This is a genomic window from Pseudomonas sp. NPDC089392, assembly GCF_044749595.1.
Lineage (GTDB): Bacteria > Pseudomonadota > Gammaproteobacteria > Pseudomonadales > Pseudomonadaceae > Aquipseudomonas.
Map to the genome: position 1 here is coordinate 75534 of NZ_JBIVIF010000003.1, position 13993 is coordinate 89526.

Annotated in this window: 13 protein-coding genes; 6 read left to right on the forward strand and 7 right to left on the reverse strand. The window is 59.9% G+C overall.

Going from position 1 to position 13993, the window contains the following annotated elements; all coding sequences use genetic code 11:
• Positions 1–132: 132 nt before the first annotated feature.
• The 4 genes from ACIP1G_RS03970 to ACIP1G_RS03985 all read left to right on the forward strand — a co-directional run bounded on the left by ACIP1G_RS03970 (position 133) and on the right by ACIP1G_RS03985 (position 4427).
• Entirely contained in the window at positions 133–1557 is a 1425-nt protein-coding gene (locus tag ACIP1G_RS03970; protein WP_400733980.1) for a PLP-dependent aminotransferase family protein, read from the forward strand.
• A gap of 844 nt (positions 1558–2401) precedes the next feature.
• Positions 2402–2725, forward strand: coding sequence for a hypothetical protein (locus ACIP1G_RS03975; RefSeq protein ID WP_400733983.1), 324 nt, complete (start codon positions 2402–2404; stop codon positions 2723–2725).
• 170 nt (positions 2726–2895) lie between these two features.
• Positions 2896–4149 (forward strand): S-type pyocin domain-containing protein, encoded by a 1254-nt coding sequence (locus tag ACIP1G_RS03980; protein ID WP_400733985.1) that lies wholly within the window; start codon positions 2896–2898, stop codon positions 4147–4149.
• Entirely contained in the window at positions 4149–4427 is a 279-nt protein-coding gene (locus ACIP1G_RS03985; RefSeq protein ID WP_400733988.1) for a hypothetical protein, read from the forward strand. The genes ACIP1G_RS03980 and ACIP1G_RS03985 overlap by 1 nt, the downstream gene beginning before the upstream one ends.
• A 536-nt stretch (positions 4428–4963) precedes the next feature.
• Here the strand turns inward: ACIP1G_RS03985 and ACIP1G_RS03990 are convergent.
• Genes ACIP1G_RS03990 through ACIP1G_RS04000 form a run of 3 tightly spaced genes read right to left on the reverse strand, consistent with a single transcriptional unit; the run spans position 4964 to position 8562 of the window.
• Positions 4964–5986 (reverse strand): histone deacetylase family protein, encoded by a 1023-nt coding sequence (locus tag ACIP1G_RS03990; protein ID WP_400733991.1) that lies wholly within the window; start codon positions 5984–5986, stop codon positions 4964–4966.
• The gene (locus ACIP1G_RS03995) at positions 5986–7227 is read right to left on the reverse strand and encodes a Zn-dependent hydrolase (RefSeq protein WP_400733994.1); all 1242 of its coding nucleotides are present in this window, start codon (positions 7225–7227) and stop codon (positions 5986–5988) included. Before ACIP1G_RS03995 ends, ACIP1G_RS03990 begins: the two co-directional genes overlap by 1 nt.
• Before the next feature lie 30 nt (positions 7228–7257).
• Entirely contained in the window at positions 7258–8562 is a 1305-nt protein-coding gene (locus ACIP1G_RS04000; protein ID WP_400733995.1) for an MFS transporter, read from the reverse strand.
• A 272-nt stretch (positions 8563–8834) separates the two neighbouring features.
• Between ACIP1G_RS04000 and ACIP1G_RS04005 the strand changes: the two genes are divergently transcribed.
• Complete coding sequence (locus tag ACIP1G_RS04005) at positions 8835–9743, forward strand: LysR family transcriptional regulator (RefSeq protein ID WP_400733998.1); 909 nt, start codon at positions 8835–8837, stop codon at positions 9741–9743.
• A 107-nt stretch (positions 9744–9850) separates the two neighbouring features.
• On the forward strand, positions 9851–10729 hold the full coding sequence (locus tag ACIP1G_RS04010) for an RHS repeat-associated core domain-containing protein (RefSeq protein WP_400734001.1): 879 nt from the start codon (positions 9851–9853) through the stop codon (positions 10727–10729).
• A 114-nt stretch (positions 10730–10843) separates the two neighbouring features.
• Here ACIP1G_RS04010 and ACIP1G_RS04015 read toward each other — a convergent pair whose 3' ends face one another.
• The 4 genes from ACIP1G_RS04015 to ACIP1G_RS04030 form a co-directional block, all read right to left on the reverse strand.
• Entirely contained in the window at positions 10844–11125 is a 282-nt protein-coding gene (locus ACIP1G_RS04015; protein ID WP_400734004.1) for a type II toxin-antitoxin system RelE/ParE family toxin, read from the reverse strand.
• Entirely contained in the window at positions 11115–11360 is a 246-nt protein-coding gene (locus tag ACIP1G_RS04020; protein ID WP_400734007.1) for a type II toxin-antitoxin system Phd/YefM family antitoxin, read from the reverse strand. Before ACIP1G_RS04020 ends, ACIP1G_RS04015 begins: the two co-directional genes overlap by 11 nt.
• Before the next feature lie 250 nt (positions 11361–11610).
• Positions 11611–12717, reverse strand: a complete 1107-nt coding sequence (locus tag ACIP1G_RS04025; protein ID WP_400734010.1) for an alkene reductase — start codon at positions 12715–12717, stop codon at positions 11611–11613.
• A 30-nt stretch (positions 12718–12747) separates the two neighbouring features.
• Positions 12748–13941, reverse strand: a complete 1194-nt coding sequence (locus ACIP1G_RS04030) for an MFS transporter (protein WP_400734013.1) — start codon at positions 13939–13941, stop codon at positions 12748–12750.
• Positions 13942–13993 lie beyond the last annotated feature (52 nt).

The following is a 13993-nucleotide window of genomic DNA, read 5'->3' on the forward strand; positions in this document are numbered from 1 at the left end:
TCTGACACCTAATGTAAAAATGTCCGACGCAGAGAGCCATGCACAGTGGCATGAATCTCGCACTGCACTGTACAGGTCGCCCATGCAATACACCCCGCAAATGCCTGGCGATACGCACCCTGAAGGCCCCTAATGTTCGAATTACATCCAGACTCCTCGACCCCGTTGGTCAACCAGATCATCGACGGGCTACGCGAGGCGATCGACAACCAGACCCTCAAGCCAGGCGCCAAGGTCCCGTCGATCCGTGCCTTTGCCGCGAGCTATTCGGTGAGCACCTTCACCGTGGTCGAGGCCTACGACCGCCTGGTCGCCCAGGGCCTGCTGGTAAGCCGGGGCAATGCGGGGTTCTTCGTCAACCGGGCGGCGGGCGAACTGCTGGAGCAGCACAACGCCGAGGCCGACACCACCCGGCCAACGTTCAACTCCGAGTGGTACCTGCAGCAGATTTTCGAAATCCGCCAATTGCCGTTCAAGCCGGGCTGCGGCTGGCTGCCCAACGACTGGATGTACGAAGAAGGCCTGCGCCGCGGCCTGCGCCAGGTGGCTGGCAGCCCGCTGGAGCTGTCGGGCTACGGCGACCCCATGGGTTTGCTGGAGCTGCGTGCGCTGACCGCGCAGAACCTGCAACAGGAACTGTCGATCGTCGCCAACCCGGCGCAACTGATGCTGACCCATGGCGCCAGCCAGGCCCTGGACCTGGCGGCACGTACTCTGGTGCGCCCGGGTGATGTGGTGCTGGTGGACGACCCGGGTTACCCGAACCTGATGAGTATTCTGCGCACCCAGGGCGCGACCTTGGTCGGCGTGCCGCGTACCCCGGCCGGCTATGACTTGAACCAGCTGGAGCAGCTGCTGACTCATCACCGGCCAACTGCGTTTTTCACCCAGCCGCACCTGCATAGCCCGACCTGTTCGCGCACCCCGCTGCCGCAGCTGCACCGCTTGCTGCAACTGGCCAGCCAGCACGGCTTCCGCCTGGTGGAGAACAACCTGTACGCCGACATGGTCGCCGAGCCGCAACCCTGCCTGGCCAGCCTCGATCACCTGCAGCAGGTGGTGTACGTGGGCAGCTACTCGAAGAGCATTTCACCGAACGTGCGGGTCGGCTACATGCTGGCCAACCCCGAGCTGATGCAGAAGCTGCTGCACCTGAAGATGCGCTCGGGCCTGACCACCTCGCAAGTGATGGAACGCGTGGTGTATGCCGCGATCATCGACGGCCGCTGGCGCAAGCACCTCAAGCGCCTGCGCCAGCGGCTGGCCGAGGCGCATCAGGAAGTTGGCCGGCATCTGCATCGATTAGGCTTCGAACTGTTCATCGAATCGGACGAAGGCATGTACATCTGGACCCGCCACCCGGCGATCCCGGACAGCGCGGCGTTGCTGGATGATGCGCTGGAGAAAGGCATCATGCTCGGGCCTGGGCAGTTGTTCATGGTCGATGCCAAGGCGACCGGGTGGATGCGGTTCAATGTGGCGTTCAGTACGGATCCTGCGATGTGGGAGTTGTTGGAGAAGGTGTTGGTGAAGCATGTGCGGCGGGGTGGGAGGTAGGGGGTCAGGTGTTTGTGGCGGGGTGTTTGTCGGGAGATTTTCAGCGGCTGTGAGACCGAGCGCCGCCCGCGCGGCGCTTCGCGGGGCAAGCCCGCTCCCACTGTCTGTTTCGGGCCAGTCATTCCTGTAAGGTCACCTCTGTCCGCCTTGTTTGTTCCATTCGATATCGAAGGGGACACATTTGATCCCTATCCAATCTCCAGCCAGACACCCAGGCCGCACGCGCGAAGGGCACAGGAATAACTGGCCCGAAACAGATGTGGGAGCGGCCTTGTGCCGCGAAGCGCCGCGCGGGCGGCGCTCGATCTCATAAGCGCTGAAGATGTTGTGGCATGCACCTGTTAGCCCTCACACCCTCCTGAGGCATGCATTTGTTAGCCCTGACACCCTCTTGAGGCATGCACCTATCAGCCTCGATATCTTACTGCCGCCCTGCACATCAACTAGGCCTAGGGCGTGCAGTCGGCGTTAAACCGGGAGATTCTCTGGCACTTGCAGTCCGTGCAGAGGATTGCCCAAGGGATGGCGCCGGATGTGAATATCCTGGTTCCAGCAGCCTACGCCTACCACCGGTAGCTGCACACTCCATCCGCTGTCTCCGTCACCTTTTCCAGAACCCTCAGGGATACTTCAGCCAACGAATGCCTGTAACAAAAACTGGATGTCTACTCCCTTGATCCAACAGCTCAATCCCTCTTCTTACGCCCACCAGCCACCGGCATCTACGCTTTCTATTTCAAGTATCGCGCGTGCCACTCGATAGCAGTGAATCTATTCCATCTGCCGCACTTCTTGCGAAAGCCCCAACGTCTAATACCTCAAGGCTTCTTCAAGGGAAATAGACGTGACCTCACGCAGAATACTAACAAGCCAGGAACTGCAAGAAATATACTCAGCCGCGCCTTTTACATATAATTTTGAGGACATCCTTTCATGGGACAGCCCATTCACACTGCCTATAACGCCACCGAGCATAATTAAAACACCGGACAAAGAGCTTATAGAAAATGCTACCTCCATTGCACAACAGGTGATGCATGACATTGAGGCCACTACACCTCTAGGAACGCCTGGCTTAGAGGAGCACTTAGCCAAACATTACTCAGTCATCGAACGGGCTCATCCTGAAAAGCTACATGAACTTTACAAAAAAAACAACACCTCCTGACCCTGTACGAAAAAATATCAAGAAAAGCAGGCCGCTACACCGATTTACACATAGGGATCCACATTTATTCTTCTGGCGACTATCCGATTCAATACTTCGAGGAAATCGCATACCAGTCCACCCTAGAACCTGCAAACTTCTACATTGCCGAACACCAACTCTACATTTTAATGATCAGCACAACCGCCGCCCAGATTGAAACAATCCTGAAGCGCTGCCTTCAAAAAATTCGAAGCGAATATAAAGAAGCCGATGCGAACTCACAACAGGCGTTAAAAGACAACCTCTCACTAAAACCCAGCACTGAAACAATCATCTTAAACTTGGGCACCGCAATACAGTTAAGTACAACCCAAGTCGCGATACCTGCAAAATCGGGCAGCCCTAGCGGCTTTGAGATCACACTAAGCAACAATATACGAAAACTAAAACAATTGAGCGGTATCGTAGCAGCAAAGACTTTCAGAGTAGGAATTGGTGCACTCTTTTACCCCTCAGAGTTAGGGAACTCTGACTTACACCATGATTCCGCGCTCAGCATGCCTGCTGGACTATTAATACCGGACTTGCCTGACGACATTCATCAAGTCGCTCTTAGGCATGGGACACTTGAGTCTCCGTTCCGAATCCATGCTTACCTTGACACCTATACGCTTTTGAAAGATGCAAACACCACAGTGGGCAAAAGTGAAATACCTGTACGCCCATTGGTAACCGATCAATCAGGCAGAAGTTACACATCAATTCCGTCAAGTAAATTTCCGATTAGACTCAGCTTCCCTATTCACACCTCAGATGGAGCCGTAACTACTACGCCTAGCAATCCAGTACAACCTAATCCGTATGAGGGTGTCAATCTCGACAGTGCAGCATGGACCGAAGCGACACCACTCCCTGCCCATGAGCTACCCAACTATAAAGACTGCATCTATTGCTTCCCGCCAGAATCCGGCCTACCACCACTGTACGTAGTTTTCAATTCTCCCTATCCCGGTGCGACAACCATAGGGACTTACAGCGGGCGCCCTTATAACCCAGACAAAGCGGGTGGACCTATCGAGAAACTGGATTGGCGAGAGGCTAGGATCACGGCGACCGGTGTCGAACTGGTTAAGCTACACATAAGTCGCTTCACATCCTCTGATGCAAATAAGATCATGATCAATAGGCTCGAAAAAATCCTACAGGGTGAAATACAAGCATCCGACATCGACAAGCGATTTTTCACGCACGAAATAAGGGAGCTTGAGCGCTTCCGTGCCCTTGGCATTGCTGATAAAATTTTGCCAACTGATCGTGGCGAGGCATGGAACAACACGCATGCAGCTACTTTAGAAGACTACCAGCTTGGCTCAGAGGCCGAATTACTGTACACGACAGAAGCGCTGGAAGCAGACCTGAAACAGCTTGAGCGGGAATATTGATGAATACCATTCGCGATGTAATTCAAAACGAAACTCCTACTGACGTAATTCTATTTATCACAAGAGGCACTGGCGTTTCCCACCCGCAGATAGATAGGCTCTACACTCAAAGCAATTGGATTCATCTCGGCGATTGCAATGGCCTCCTGAATCTGATTAAAAAGATGATAGATGAGGGTCTTATTAAGGAAGAGGGTGGTGGGTATGTGAAAGGCCCAAAATGGACGGCACCTAAATTCATGCTTGAACAAAAATATACGTTCAATAATGCTTCATAGGGATTAGCCCTTGATCGCGCCGGCAGCCGCGTCGGAGCTGCCGGCCCGCTAAGTTGCAGGCGGTAAGCGGTGAGCCAGGAGATTGTCGGGCGCTTGCAGTCTGTGCAGGGGATTGCCCAAGGGACGGCGCAGGGTGTGCAGACACTGGCGTCCAGCAGCCGGCGGTTGCCGCCTATTGCTACCCGGCTGGATGCGCTGGGGCGCACATTTCACCCTTATAGACCGCGCTGGCCTCTTCGCGGGCATGCCCGCTCCCACAGAACTGCACATAACTCATTGAATTAGCAGGGACACTGTGGGAGCAGCTTTAGCCGCGAACACCGGCGTAGCCGGTGCCGTGCACCCCGTTAGATTCTCGCGGCTAAAGCCGCTCCCACAGGGTATGCGGACCGCTTACGAACTCAGTTATCTGCGCGACAGCGCAGCCCAAAGGGCTAGGCGATCTCCCGCAGGTTTGAATCCGGCGCGGTCGCTGTAGGAGCGGGCTTGCCCGCGAAGAGGCCGGTAACCGCACTACCGCTGCAGGCGCCATGCACTCACCGCCAGTCAGCCTTGTCAGCAAAAAACGCCTGCGCATTCGCCTCCAGGCTTTCCAGGTGATACCCCCCCTCCTGCACAATCAGGCAGGGCAAACGCAACGCCCGAATCCGCTCACCCAACGCGGCAAATCCCTCAGTGGTGACCGCTACCTTGCTCTGCGGGTCCAGTTCGTAGATATCGAACCCCAACGACAACACCAGCACCTCTGCCCCAAAGTCCTTCACCGCAGCCAGCGCAATGTCCAGTTGCCCCATGAAGTCCGCTTCGCTAGCCCCATGCGCCATCGGCAGGTTGAGGTTGTACCCCTCCCCCTCACCCCTGCCACGCTCATCCTCGAACCCGGCGACACCTGGGTAGAAGTTGGTCGGGTCGCCATGCACCGACACATACAGCACATCCCGGCGATCGTAAAAGATCTCCTGAATCCCCTGCCCGTGGTGCATGTCGGTATCGAGGATAGCCACGCGGCTGTAGCGGCTGCGCAGGGCCTGGGCGGCCACGGCGGCGTTGTTGATGTAGCAGAACCCACCTGCCGCATCGAACCGCGCATGATGCCCCGGTGGCCGGCACAGGGCATAGGCCGCCGGCTCGCCATCGAGAATGGCCTTGGCCCCGGCCACCGCGCTCTGCGCCGACCAATAGGCCGAGTGCCAGGTGCGCTCACCTACCGGGCAGCTGCCGTCGGCCAGGTAACGCCCAGCTTGGGCGAGAATGCCGCGCAGGGCGTTGGGCTCGCGCACGAAGATGTTCGACATGACCTCATCGCCCCAATCCTCGGGCACTTCCTTCCAGCGCGCATGGGCTTCTTCGAGAAACGCCAGGTAAGCTTCGCCATGCACCGCCTTGAGCGGTTCCAGGCCGGCGTCGCCTGGCTGGCGGATGTCAAAGCCAAGGTCCTTGGCCGCCTGCAACAGGCGCTGGGCGCGTTCGGGGACTTCCTGCGGGGTGCGCATGGCGCCGCGCGAGTAGTAGCTGCGTGGGTGGTGCAGCAGTTGTTCGGGGTGGAAGTAGCAACGCATCAGGCTTCTCCTTGGTCGACCCGGCCGGCGCGGGCCAGCACGGCATTCAGCAGCACATCGACGCCTTGGCGGGCATCCTCGGGCAGTACGTCTTCGGCTTCGTTGTGGCTCAGGCCGCCAACGCAGGGGATGAACACCATCGCGGTCGGACAGTAGCGGGCCAAGAGGATAGCGTCATGGCCGGCGCCGCTGACGATACTTTGCTGGGCATAACCAAGAGCATCCACCGCTTGCTGCACGGCGGCCACGCAGTCGGCGTCGAACGGGGTGGCCGGGCTGACCCAGTGGCGTTCGATGCGTACCTGCAGGCCGCGCTGGCTGGCGATGGCTTGCAGCTTCAGGGTCAGGTCACGCTCCATCGCCTCGATGGCTTCGTCACGGTGGTGGCGCAGGTCGACGGTGAATTGCAGCTGGCCCGGGATGGTGTTGCGCGATGACTTGGCGATGGACAGCTCGCCTACGGTGGTCAGCCCTTCGGGGGCGAAATCCGCCGCCAGTTGCTCGACCGCCTGGATCATCCGCGCCGCGCCATACAGGGCATCCTTGCGCAGCGGCATCGGCGTGGTGCCCGCGTGCGCCGCCATGCCTTCGACCGTCACATCCAGCCAGCGGATGGCCTGGCCGCCACTGACCACGCCGATGGCCTTGGCGTTGTCTTCAAGGATCGGGCCTTGTTCGATATGTGCTTCGAAGTAGGCATCCACCTGACCACCCAATGGGCGCTGGCCGGCGTAACCGGTACGTTGCAGCTCATCGGCAACGCTGATGCCATCGGCGTCGCGGATGGCTAGCGCCTCGGCCAGCGCAAGGCTGCCGGTGAACACTGCCGAGCCGAACATGGCCGGGGTGAAGCGCGCGCCCTCCTCGTTGGTCCACACAGCTATTTCCAGCGGCTTGCGGGTCTGGATGTTCAGCTCGTTGAGGCGGCGCACCACTTCAAGCCCAGCCAGCACGCCGTAGACGCCATCGAAACGGCCGCCTTCAGGCTGGGTATCGAGGTGGCTACCGATCATTACCGGGGCGGCACCCGGGTCACTGCCAGGGCGCCGGGCGAACAGGTTGCCGATGGCATCCACGGTCAGCGTCAGGCCGGCTTCGCGGCACCAGTGGCTGAACAGTTCACGGCCGGCCTTGTCCTCGTCGCTGAGGGCCAGGCGGCAGCTGCCGCCGCGGGCGGTGGCGCCAATTTCGGCCATGGCCGTCAGGCTCGCCCACAGGCGTTCGCCATTGCTTTTCAACATGTGCGGGTACTCCAGAATAAATCGGTTCGATCAGGCCAGCTCAAGCTGCTGGCTACGGGCGTACTGGCGCGCCAGGGCAAGCACGCAGAGCAGCGAGATGGTGGCGATCAGGGTGTAGAACACTGCCATAGGCCACCATTGCCCGGTGAAGGCGTGGGCCAGCCAGGTGCCGATCAGCGGGGTCAGGCCGCCGGCGATGGCGCCGCAAATCTGGTAGGCCAGGGAAATGGCGGTGTAGCGCACGCGGGTTTCGAACATGCCGCTGACGTAGCCGGCGATCACCGCGTAGAACGAGGCCATGCAGGCTGCCGCCAGGGCGATGCCGAGCACAATCAATGGGCCCTGGCCCGAGCTGACCAGCACGAACATCGGGTAAGGCGAGGCCATCGCCAGCAGTGCGACCAAGGCCAGGAAGCGGGTGGCGCCGATCTTTTCCGACAACCAGGCGGCCAGCGGCTGCACGCAGAACTGGATCATCGCCACGAAGAACAGGCACTCCAGGATCAGCGAGCGCTCCAGATGCAGCTGCTGGGTGGTGTAGCTGATCATGAAGGTATTGGTGAAGTAGACCCCGGCAATGCCCAGGGTGTTGGCGCCGATGCACAGCAGCAGCGGGCGCCAGGCGGTGCGCAGCACTTCGAACACCGGTGCCTGCTCCTTGCGCCGGGCCTTTTCCGCCTGCTCGCGGCTGGCGATGAATTCGGGTGACTCATTCACCCCCAGGCGAATTGCCAGGCCTACCAGCAGCAGCAAGGCGCTGGCCAGGAACGGCACACGCCAGCCCCAGCTCATCAGGTCCTCTTCTGGCAGGCGGGTGACCGCACCGAAGGCCAGCAGCGACAGGATCAGGCCCGCCGGGCTGCCCAGCTGGGCGAACGAGGCGAAGAAGTTGCGCCGGCCCTTGGGCGCATGCTCGCCAGCCATCAGCACCGCCCCGCCCCACTCGCCGCCCACCGCGATGCCCTGGACGATGCGCAGCAAAATCAGCAGCACCGGCGCGGTGGCGCCGATCTGTGCGTAGGTCGGCAACAGGCCGATGCATACGGTAACGATGCCCATCATCAGCAGGGTGATGACCAGCGACTTCTTGCGGCCGATACGGTCACCCACATGGCCGAAGACGATGCCACCCAATGGCCGGGCGAAGAAGCCCACGGCGAAGGTGCCAAAGGCGGCCATGGTGCTGAACAGGCTGTCGTCGGAGGGGAAGAACAGCGCGCCGAACACCAGGGCGGCAGCGGTGGCGTAGATGTAGAAGTCGTACCATTCGATCATGGTGCCGATGAACGCGGCGGCGGCGGCACGGCGCGGCTGGGGGGGAGCGGTAGGCTTCATGGGGGCTCCATTGCTTGTTGTTCTGGCAGGAGTTGACGGGGTCACGGTGGCGCTCTGTTGGCGCTCGGCCTGTTGGTTCGGTGCTGGCTTCTTCGCGGGTGAACCCGCCCCCACAGAGGTTGTGCGATCCCTGTAGGAGCGGGTTTACCCGCGAAGAAGCCAACACCTACTCTTCAGGCCTCATGGATGCGATTTATCGGCCCAGCCCTATGATTAGTCAATTTTCTATTTATTATTCGAACTATTAGCCACGCTTATCATCGAGCCCAGCCATGTCCGACCGCCTGCTTAACGACCGCCTCGACTGGAACCTGCTGCGCACCTTCCGGGTCATTGGCCAGGAGCTGTCCATCAGCCGCGCCGCCGCCCGCCTGCACCTCACCCAGCCGGCAGTAAGCCAGGCACTCAAGCGCCTGGAAGAACAGCTCGGCCGCCAGCTCATCGCCCGCCGCGGGCCGCGCTTCGTGCTGACGGAAATGGGCGAGCAGCTGTTCCAGCTCGCCGGCGAGATGTACGGGCAGATGTCGCAGATTGGCGGCTTGCTGGAGCAACCGGCGGACGAACTGGTGGGCAAGGTGCGCCTGCTGATGATCAGCCGCATCGTCAGCGAACGCTTCGACGACTTCCTCGCCGACTTCCACCGCCAGCACCCGCGTGTCGAGCTGGAAATCGACGTGATGCGCAGCTCCGACATCGTCGCCGCCCTGCAAGAGAAAACCGCCACGGCCGGCCTCAGCCTCAACCGGCGGGCACAGCCACGGCTGGAGCAACGGCTATTCCTGCGCCAGCGCTATGCGTTTTTCTGTGGCAAGCACCATGCCCTGTTCGGCCAGGCCGAGGGCGACTTGCAGCGGGAGAATTTCGTCAGTTTCACCAGCGACCAGATTGGCGGCATGCTGTCGCCACTGACCATTTTCCGTGACCAACAAGGATTTGCCGGGCGGATCGTGGCGTCATCGCCAAGCCTTGAGGAAGTACGCCGGCTGGTGATTGCCGGGTTTGGCATTGGCTGCCTGCCCGAGCATGTGGTGGCGCCGGATGTTGCAGCAGGGTTGCTGTGGAAGTTGCCGCCGCAGGAAGGGATTGCCGATGTGGATATTCACCTGTTGTGGAACAGGGAGCAGCGCTTCAGTCGGGCGGAAGAGGTGTTTATCGAGGCGTTGCAGCAGAGCCTTGATTAGCGGAATTGCGCAATGCCTCCTGGTATTTTTGACAGTAGCGTTCACAGCTTGAATCCGATAAACCACTCCATACCTAGCTGAACAACCGGTGAGTGGAGGGGCTTTGAATGCGGTACTTATACAATAATGACGAACTGGCCACTGCATTAGAAGAACACAGTTCAATCTCGATTATAAGGTCCAACAACCATGCACTGTCTATTTATAAAAAATCGGGCAACGAACATACAGAACTACTAGCGCGCGACGTAAAGGGCACGACACTGTCGCTGTTGATCGTAGCGCGCAAGACACCAATAGCATTCAGCCCATGGGGCTACTGCCCATCAGCTGGAGGCATGCTTGCGGGATTCAAAGGGGAACACTGTGACCCCATTACCATATGTTACTTGCTAGGTAATGGCTATCGCAGTTTTAGCCCATTGCTCATGAGGTTTACATCTCCTGACTCAGTGAGCCCGTTTGGTGCTGGCGGTGTCAATAGCTATGCGTACCTCTCGGGGGATCCTGTAAATGCATCTGACCCCACAGGGCATGTGCGGGGCAAGGTACTGCTGAGGGAGAACAATTTGGGGGTGTTTACGTCCAAAAAACGGTTCTGGCAAAAGAAAGTTCTCAATATTTATGCCCACGGCGAAAACTCAATGGTAGCCGGAATGGACGTGAATACTCTCTACGACCACCTGTCCGCCAAGCAGATCAACTTTGATAGATACAGGAAGATACATATTATCGCTTGCCACTCTGGAGAAGCCGGACTGAGTGAACACCTATCGTTCGCCGAACACTTCTCGAACAAAACCCAGAAACCCGTAAAAGCCTACATCGGAACCGTAAGCACGGTCCCAAAACCACAACAAGACAATCGATACACAAAGGTAAAAATCTTACGAAAGAACATTTATCAAACGCAAAATTTCAACTATACCCCCATTACATTTCAACCAATTACTGAGCAAGGCATAAACATTCGAAATAAAAGTTAATCCAACTGCAAGTCGACCATTCAAGGAGGTGGCTAAGGTTGCACAGCAGTTATGGCACGAAGATCAAGAAACCAGTGGAAATCAGGGAAGCGTGCGGCGTTTGGATGATAGCGTTTAGCGCTTCCGAGCAGATCGATAAACCTCGCTACGCTCGCGCTTTCCAACTGATACGACCACTACAACGATGCGCTCGTCCTCGACGCGATAGACCAGGCGATACCCAGAAGCCTTGAGCTTGATCTTGTAGTGGTTCGGCAGGTCACGCAGCGCATCGGCCTGCACCTTGGGAGATTGCAGACGCTCCGCAAGTTTTTTCTTGATCTGTTCGCGCACGGTGTGACCTAGCTTGCCCCACTCCTTCAGCGCCGAAGGCAGGAACTCGAGCTTATAGGTCATCCAGAGACACCGGTACGCCTTTTTCCCCCAGCCTGGACTTGGCCAGTTCGCTCAGTTCGAGATCTTCCAGGCGCTCCATCATGGCCTCGTACAGCTCGGCGGGCACCATGTACCCCATCACACGGTTGTGGTTGAGCACGGCGACAGGCATGCCCGCAGCACCGGTCATTACGGCGGATGGGTTCTTTTTCAGTTCCGACACGCTTACGGCCACGGCAGCGAAGATGCGTTGCATGTTTTCGCCCTCAAATAAGGACCATATTTTGGTCCAATTGCAGGACACAAACAAGCTATCAGTCATTGCGGTGTTGCAGGCGAGCGTCGCTTGAAAGCTTTGTGCGGTCATTGTAGGAGCGGCCTTGTGTCGCGATAGGGCCGCAAAGCGGCCCCGGCATGGTCAGTGGCGAAGCTGCAATCGAGGGGCCGCTGCGCAGCCCTATCGCGACACAAGGCCGCTCCTACAGGGGACCGCGCAATTTCCGGTATCAGGCAGTTGCCATGGCCGGGTAATCGGTCAGGCCATGGGCATCGCCGCCAAACAGCGTGGCCCGTTCGTGGTCGGCCAGCGGTGCATGCAGCTTCAACCGCGCTGGCAAGTCCGGGTTGGCCACGAATGGCCGGCCAAAGCCGATCAGGTCTGCCCAGCCCTCCTCCAGCGCCTGCCGCGCACGTTCGCCGGTGTACTTGCCGGCATACACCATCACCCCTGGGAACACCGCCCGCAGCTGTTGCTTGAAGTCCCTCGGCATGTCCGGCGCATCGTCCCAGTCGGCTTCGGCAATGTGCAGGTAGCCAATGCCGATTTCGCCCAGGCGTTTGGCGGCTGCGGTGTAGGTGGTGACGGGGTCGTCATCGACACAGCCATTGAGCGTGGTCAACGGTGCCAGGCGTACACCTACGCTCTGGGCATCACCGGTGCCATCGACCAGCGCACGGGTCACTTCGTCGAGGAAACGCAGGCGGTTCTGCAGCGCGCCACCGTAGCGGTCGGTGCGGTTGTTGGCACCAGAGTCGAGGAACTGGTTGACCAGGTAGCCGTTGGCTGCGTGCAGTTCGACACCGTCAAAACCGGCCGCCATGGCATTGCGTGCGGCCTGGCGGTATTGCTCGATGATTTCGGCGATTTCCGCTTCGCTCAATGCACGCGGCTTGGAGGCCTGGACAAAACCCGGGGTGCCGTCGGCATTGTCGATGAACACATTCACCCCTTCGGCCTGCATAGCCGAAGACGATACCGGCGCCTGGCCGCCGAGCAGGCTGCTGTGGCTGAGGCGGCCGACATGCCAGAGCTGGGCGAAGATGCGCCCGCCGGCGGCATGCACCGCATCGGTGACCAGACGCCAGCCATCGACTTGCGCCTGGGTGTGAATGCCCGGGGTGCGCGCGTAGCCCTTGCCCAGCGGCGCGATCCAGGTGCCTTCGCTGACGATCAGCCCGGCACTGGCGCGCTGCGCGTAGTACTCGGCCATCAACGCAGTCGGTACGTCGCCAGGCTGGGCGGCGCGTGAGCGGGTCATCGGCGGCATCAGCACGCGGTTGGGCAGGTTCAGGGCACCGAGTTGCAGCGGTTGGAACAGCGGATCATGAGTCATGGCGTATATCTCCGTAAGTCGAATCAGGGGTCAGGCACTGCTGACGACAGGTTGTGGCTGGGCCGGTACGCGGCGGTCGAGGCGGCCGCTGTAAAGGGTCAGGGCCAGGGCGCCGAGGGTGACCAGCGCGGCGATCCAGGGCGTGTGGCCAAGGCCGAGCTGCTGTACCACCTGGGCACCACCCCAGGAGCCACCGGCCACACCGAGGTTGAAGGCCGCAATGTTGAAGCCGGCGGCCACGTCGACAGCATCCGGGGCAACTTTTTCCGCTTGCTGTACCACGTACACCTGGAGGCCCGGCACGTTACCGAAGGCCACTGCGCCCCAGGCCAATACGGTCACCACTACCAGCACCGGGTGCGGCGCGGTGAAGGTCAGCGCCAGCAGCACCACGGCCAGCAGCAGGAAGATGATCGACAGTGCCTTGACCGGGCCTTTGCGGTCGGCCAGGCGGCCACCCCAGATGTTGCCCAGGGCAACCGAGACGCCGTAGGCGAGCAGCACCAGAGCGACGCTGTTGGCACCGAAGCCGGCGATGTCCTGCAGGATCGGCGCAAGGAAGGTGAAGGCGATCAGCGAGCCGCCGTAACCCACTGCGGTCATGGCATACACCAGCAGCAGGCGCGGTTGCAGCATGACCCGCAGCTGGCGCAACAGCGGTGCCGGCTGGCTGTGCTGGACGCCTTTAGGCACGAACAGCAGTGCGCCGAGCAGCGCCACCAGGCCAAAGGCCGCCACCACCAGGAAGGTCACGCGCCAGCCGAAGTGCTGGCCGATGAAGGTGCCCAGCGGGATGCCGGTGACGAAGGCCACGGTCATGCCGCTGAACATGGTGGCGATGGCGCTGGCGGCTTTTTCTTTCGGCACCAGGCTGGTGGCGATGATCGAACCGACCGAGAAGAACACGCCGTGGGCCAGGCCGGTGAGGATGCGCGCCATGATCAGCGATTCATAACTGGGTGCCTGCCAGGCCACCAGGTTACCGGCGGTAAACAGGGCCATCAGGCCGACCAGCAACAGCTTGCGCGGTACGCGGCCGGTCATGGCGGTGAGCAGCGGCGCGCCGATGGCGACGCTGAGGGCATAGAGGCTGACCAGCAGGCCGGCCGAAGGCAGAGTGACGGCCAGGTCGTTGGCGATGGTCGGGATAAGGCCGACGATCACAAACTCCGTGGTGCCGATGGCGAAGGCCGCCAGGGTCAGGGCTAACAGGGCTAGAGGCATTTGAGAATCACCTGTGGAAGGTTGGGATGGGTGAATTCTCGGGGAATGTGGG

Excerpts from the sequence above, each read along its gene's own strand:
- ACIP1G_RS03970 (WP_400733980.1), top strand. The coding sequence starts at position 133 with ATGTTCGAATTACATCCAGACTCCTCGACCCCGTTGGTCAACCAGATC.
- ACIP1G_RS03980 (WP_400733985.1), top strand. The coding sequence starts at position 2,896 with ATGATCAGCACAACCGCCGCCCAGATTGAAACAATCCTGAAGCGCTGC.
- ACIP1G_RS03985 (WP_400733988.1), top strand. The coding sequence starts at position 4,149 with ATGAATACCATTCGCGATGTAATTCAAAACGAAACTCCTACTGACGTA.
- ACIP1G_RS03990 (WP_400733991.1), bottom strand. The coding sequence starts at position 5,986 with ATGCGTTGCTACTTCCACCCCGAACAACTGCTGCACCACCCACGCAGC.
- ACIP1G_RS03995 (WP_400733994.1), bottom strand. The coding sequence starts at position 7,227 with ATGTTGAAAAGCAATGGCGAACGCCTGTGGGCGAGCCTGACGGCCATG.
- ACIP1G_RS04000 (WP_400733995.1), bottom strand. The coding sequence starts at position 8,562 with ATGAAGCCTACCGCTCCCCCCCAGCCGCGCCGTGCCGCCGCCGCCGCG.
- ACIP1G_RS04005 (WP_400733998.1), top strand. The coding sequence starts at position 8,835 with ATGTCCGACCGCCTGCTTAACGACCGCCTCGACTGGAACCTGCTGCGC.
- ACIP1G_RS04010 (WP_400734001.1), top strand. The coding sequence starts at position 9,851 with ATGCGGTACTTATACAATAATGACGAACTGGCCACTGCATTAGAAGAA.
- ACIP1G_RS04015 (WP_400734004.1), bottom strand. The coding sequence starts at position 11,125 with ATGACCTATAAGCTCGAGTTCCTGCCTTCGGCGCTGAAGGAGTGGGGC.
- ACIP1G_RS04020 (WP_400734007.1), bottom strand. The coding sequence starts at position 11,360 with ATGCAACGCATCTTCGCTGCCGTGGCCGTAAGCGTGTCGGAACTGAAA.
- ACIP1G_RS04025 (WP_400734010.1), bottom strand. The coding sequence starts at position 12,717 with ATGACTCATGATCCGCTGTTCCAACCGCTGCAACTCGGTGCCCTGAAC.
- ACIP1G_RS04030 (WP_400734013.1), bottom strand. The coding sequence starts at position 13,941 with ATGCCTCTAGCCCTGTTAGCCCTGACCCTGGCGGCCTTCGCCATCGGC.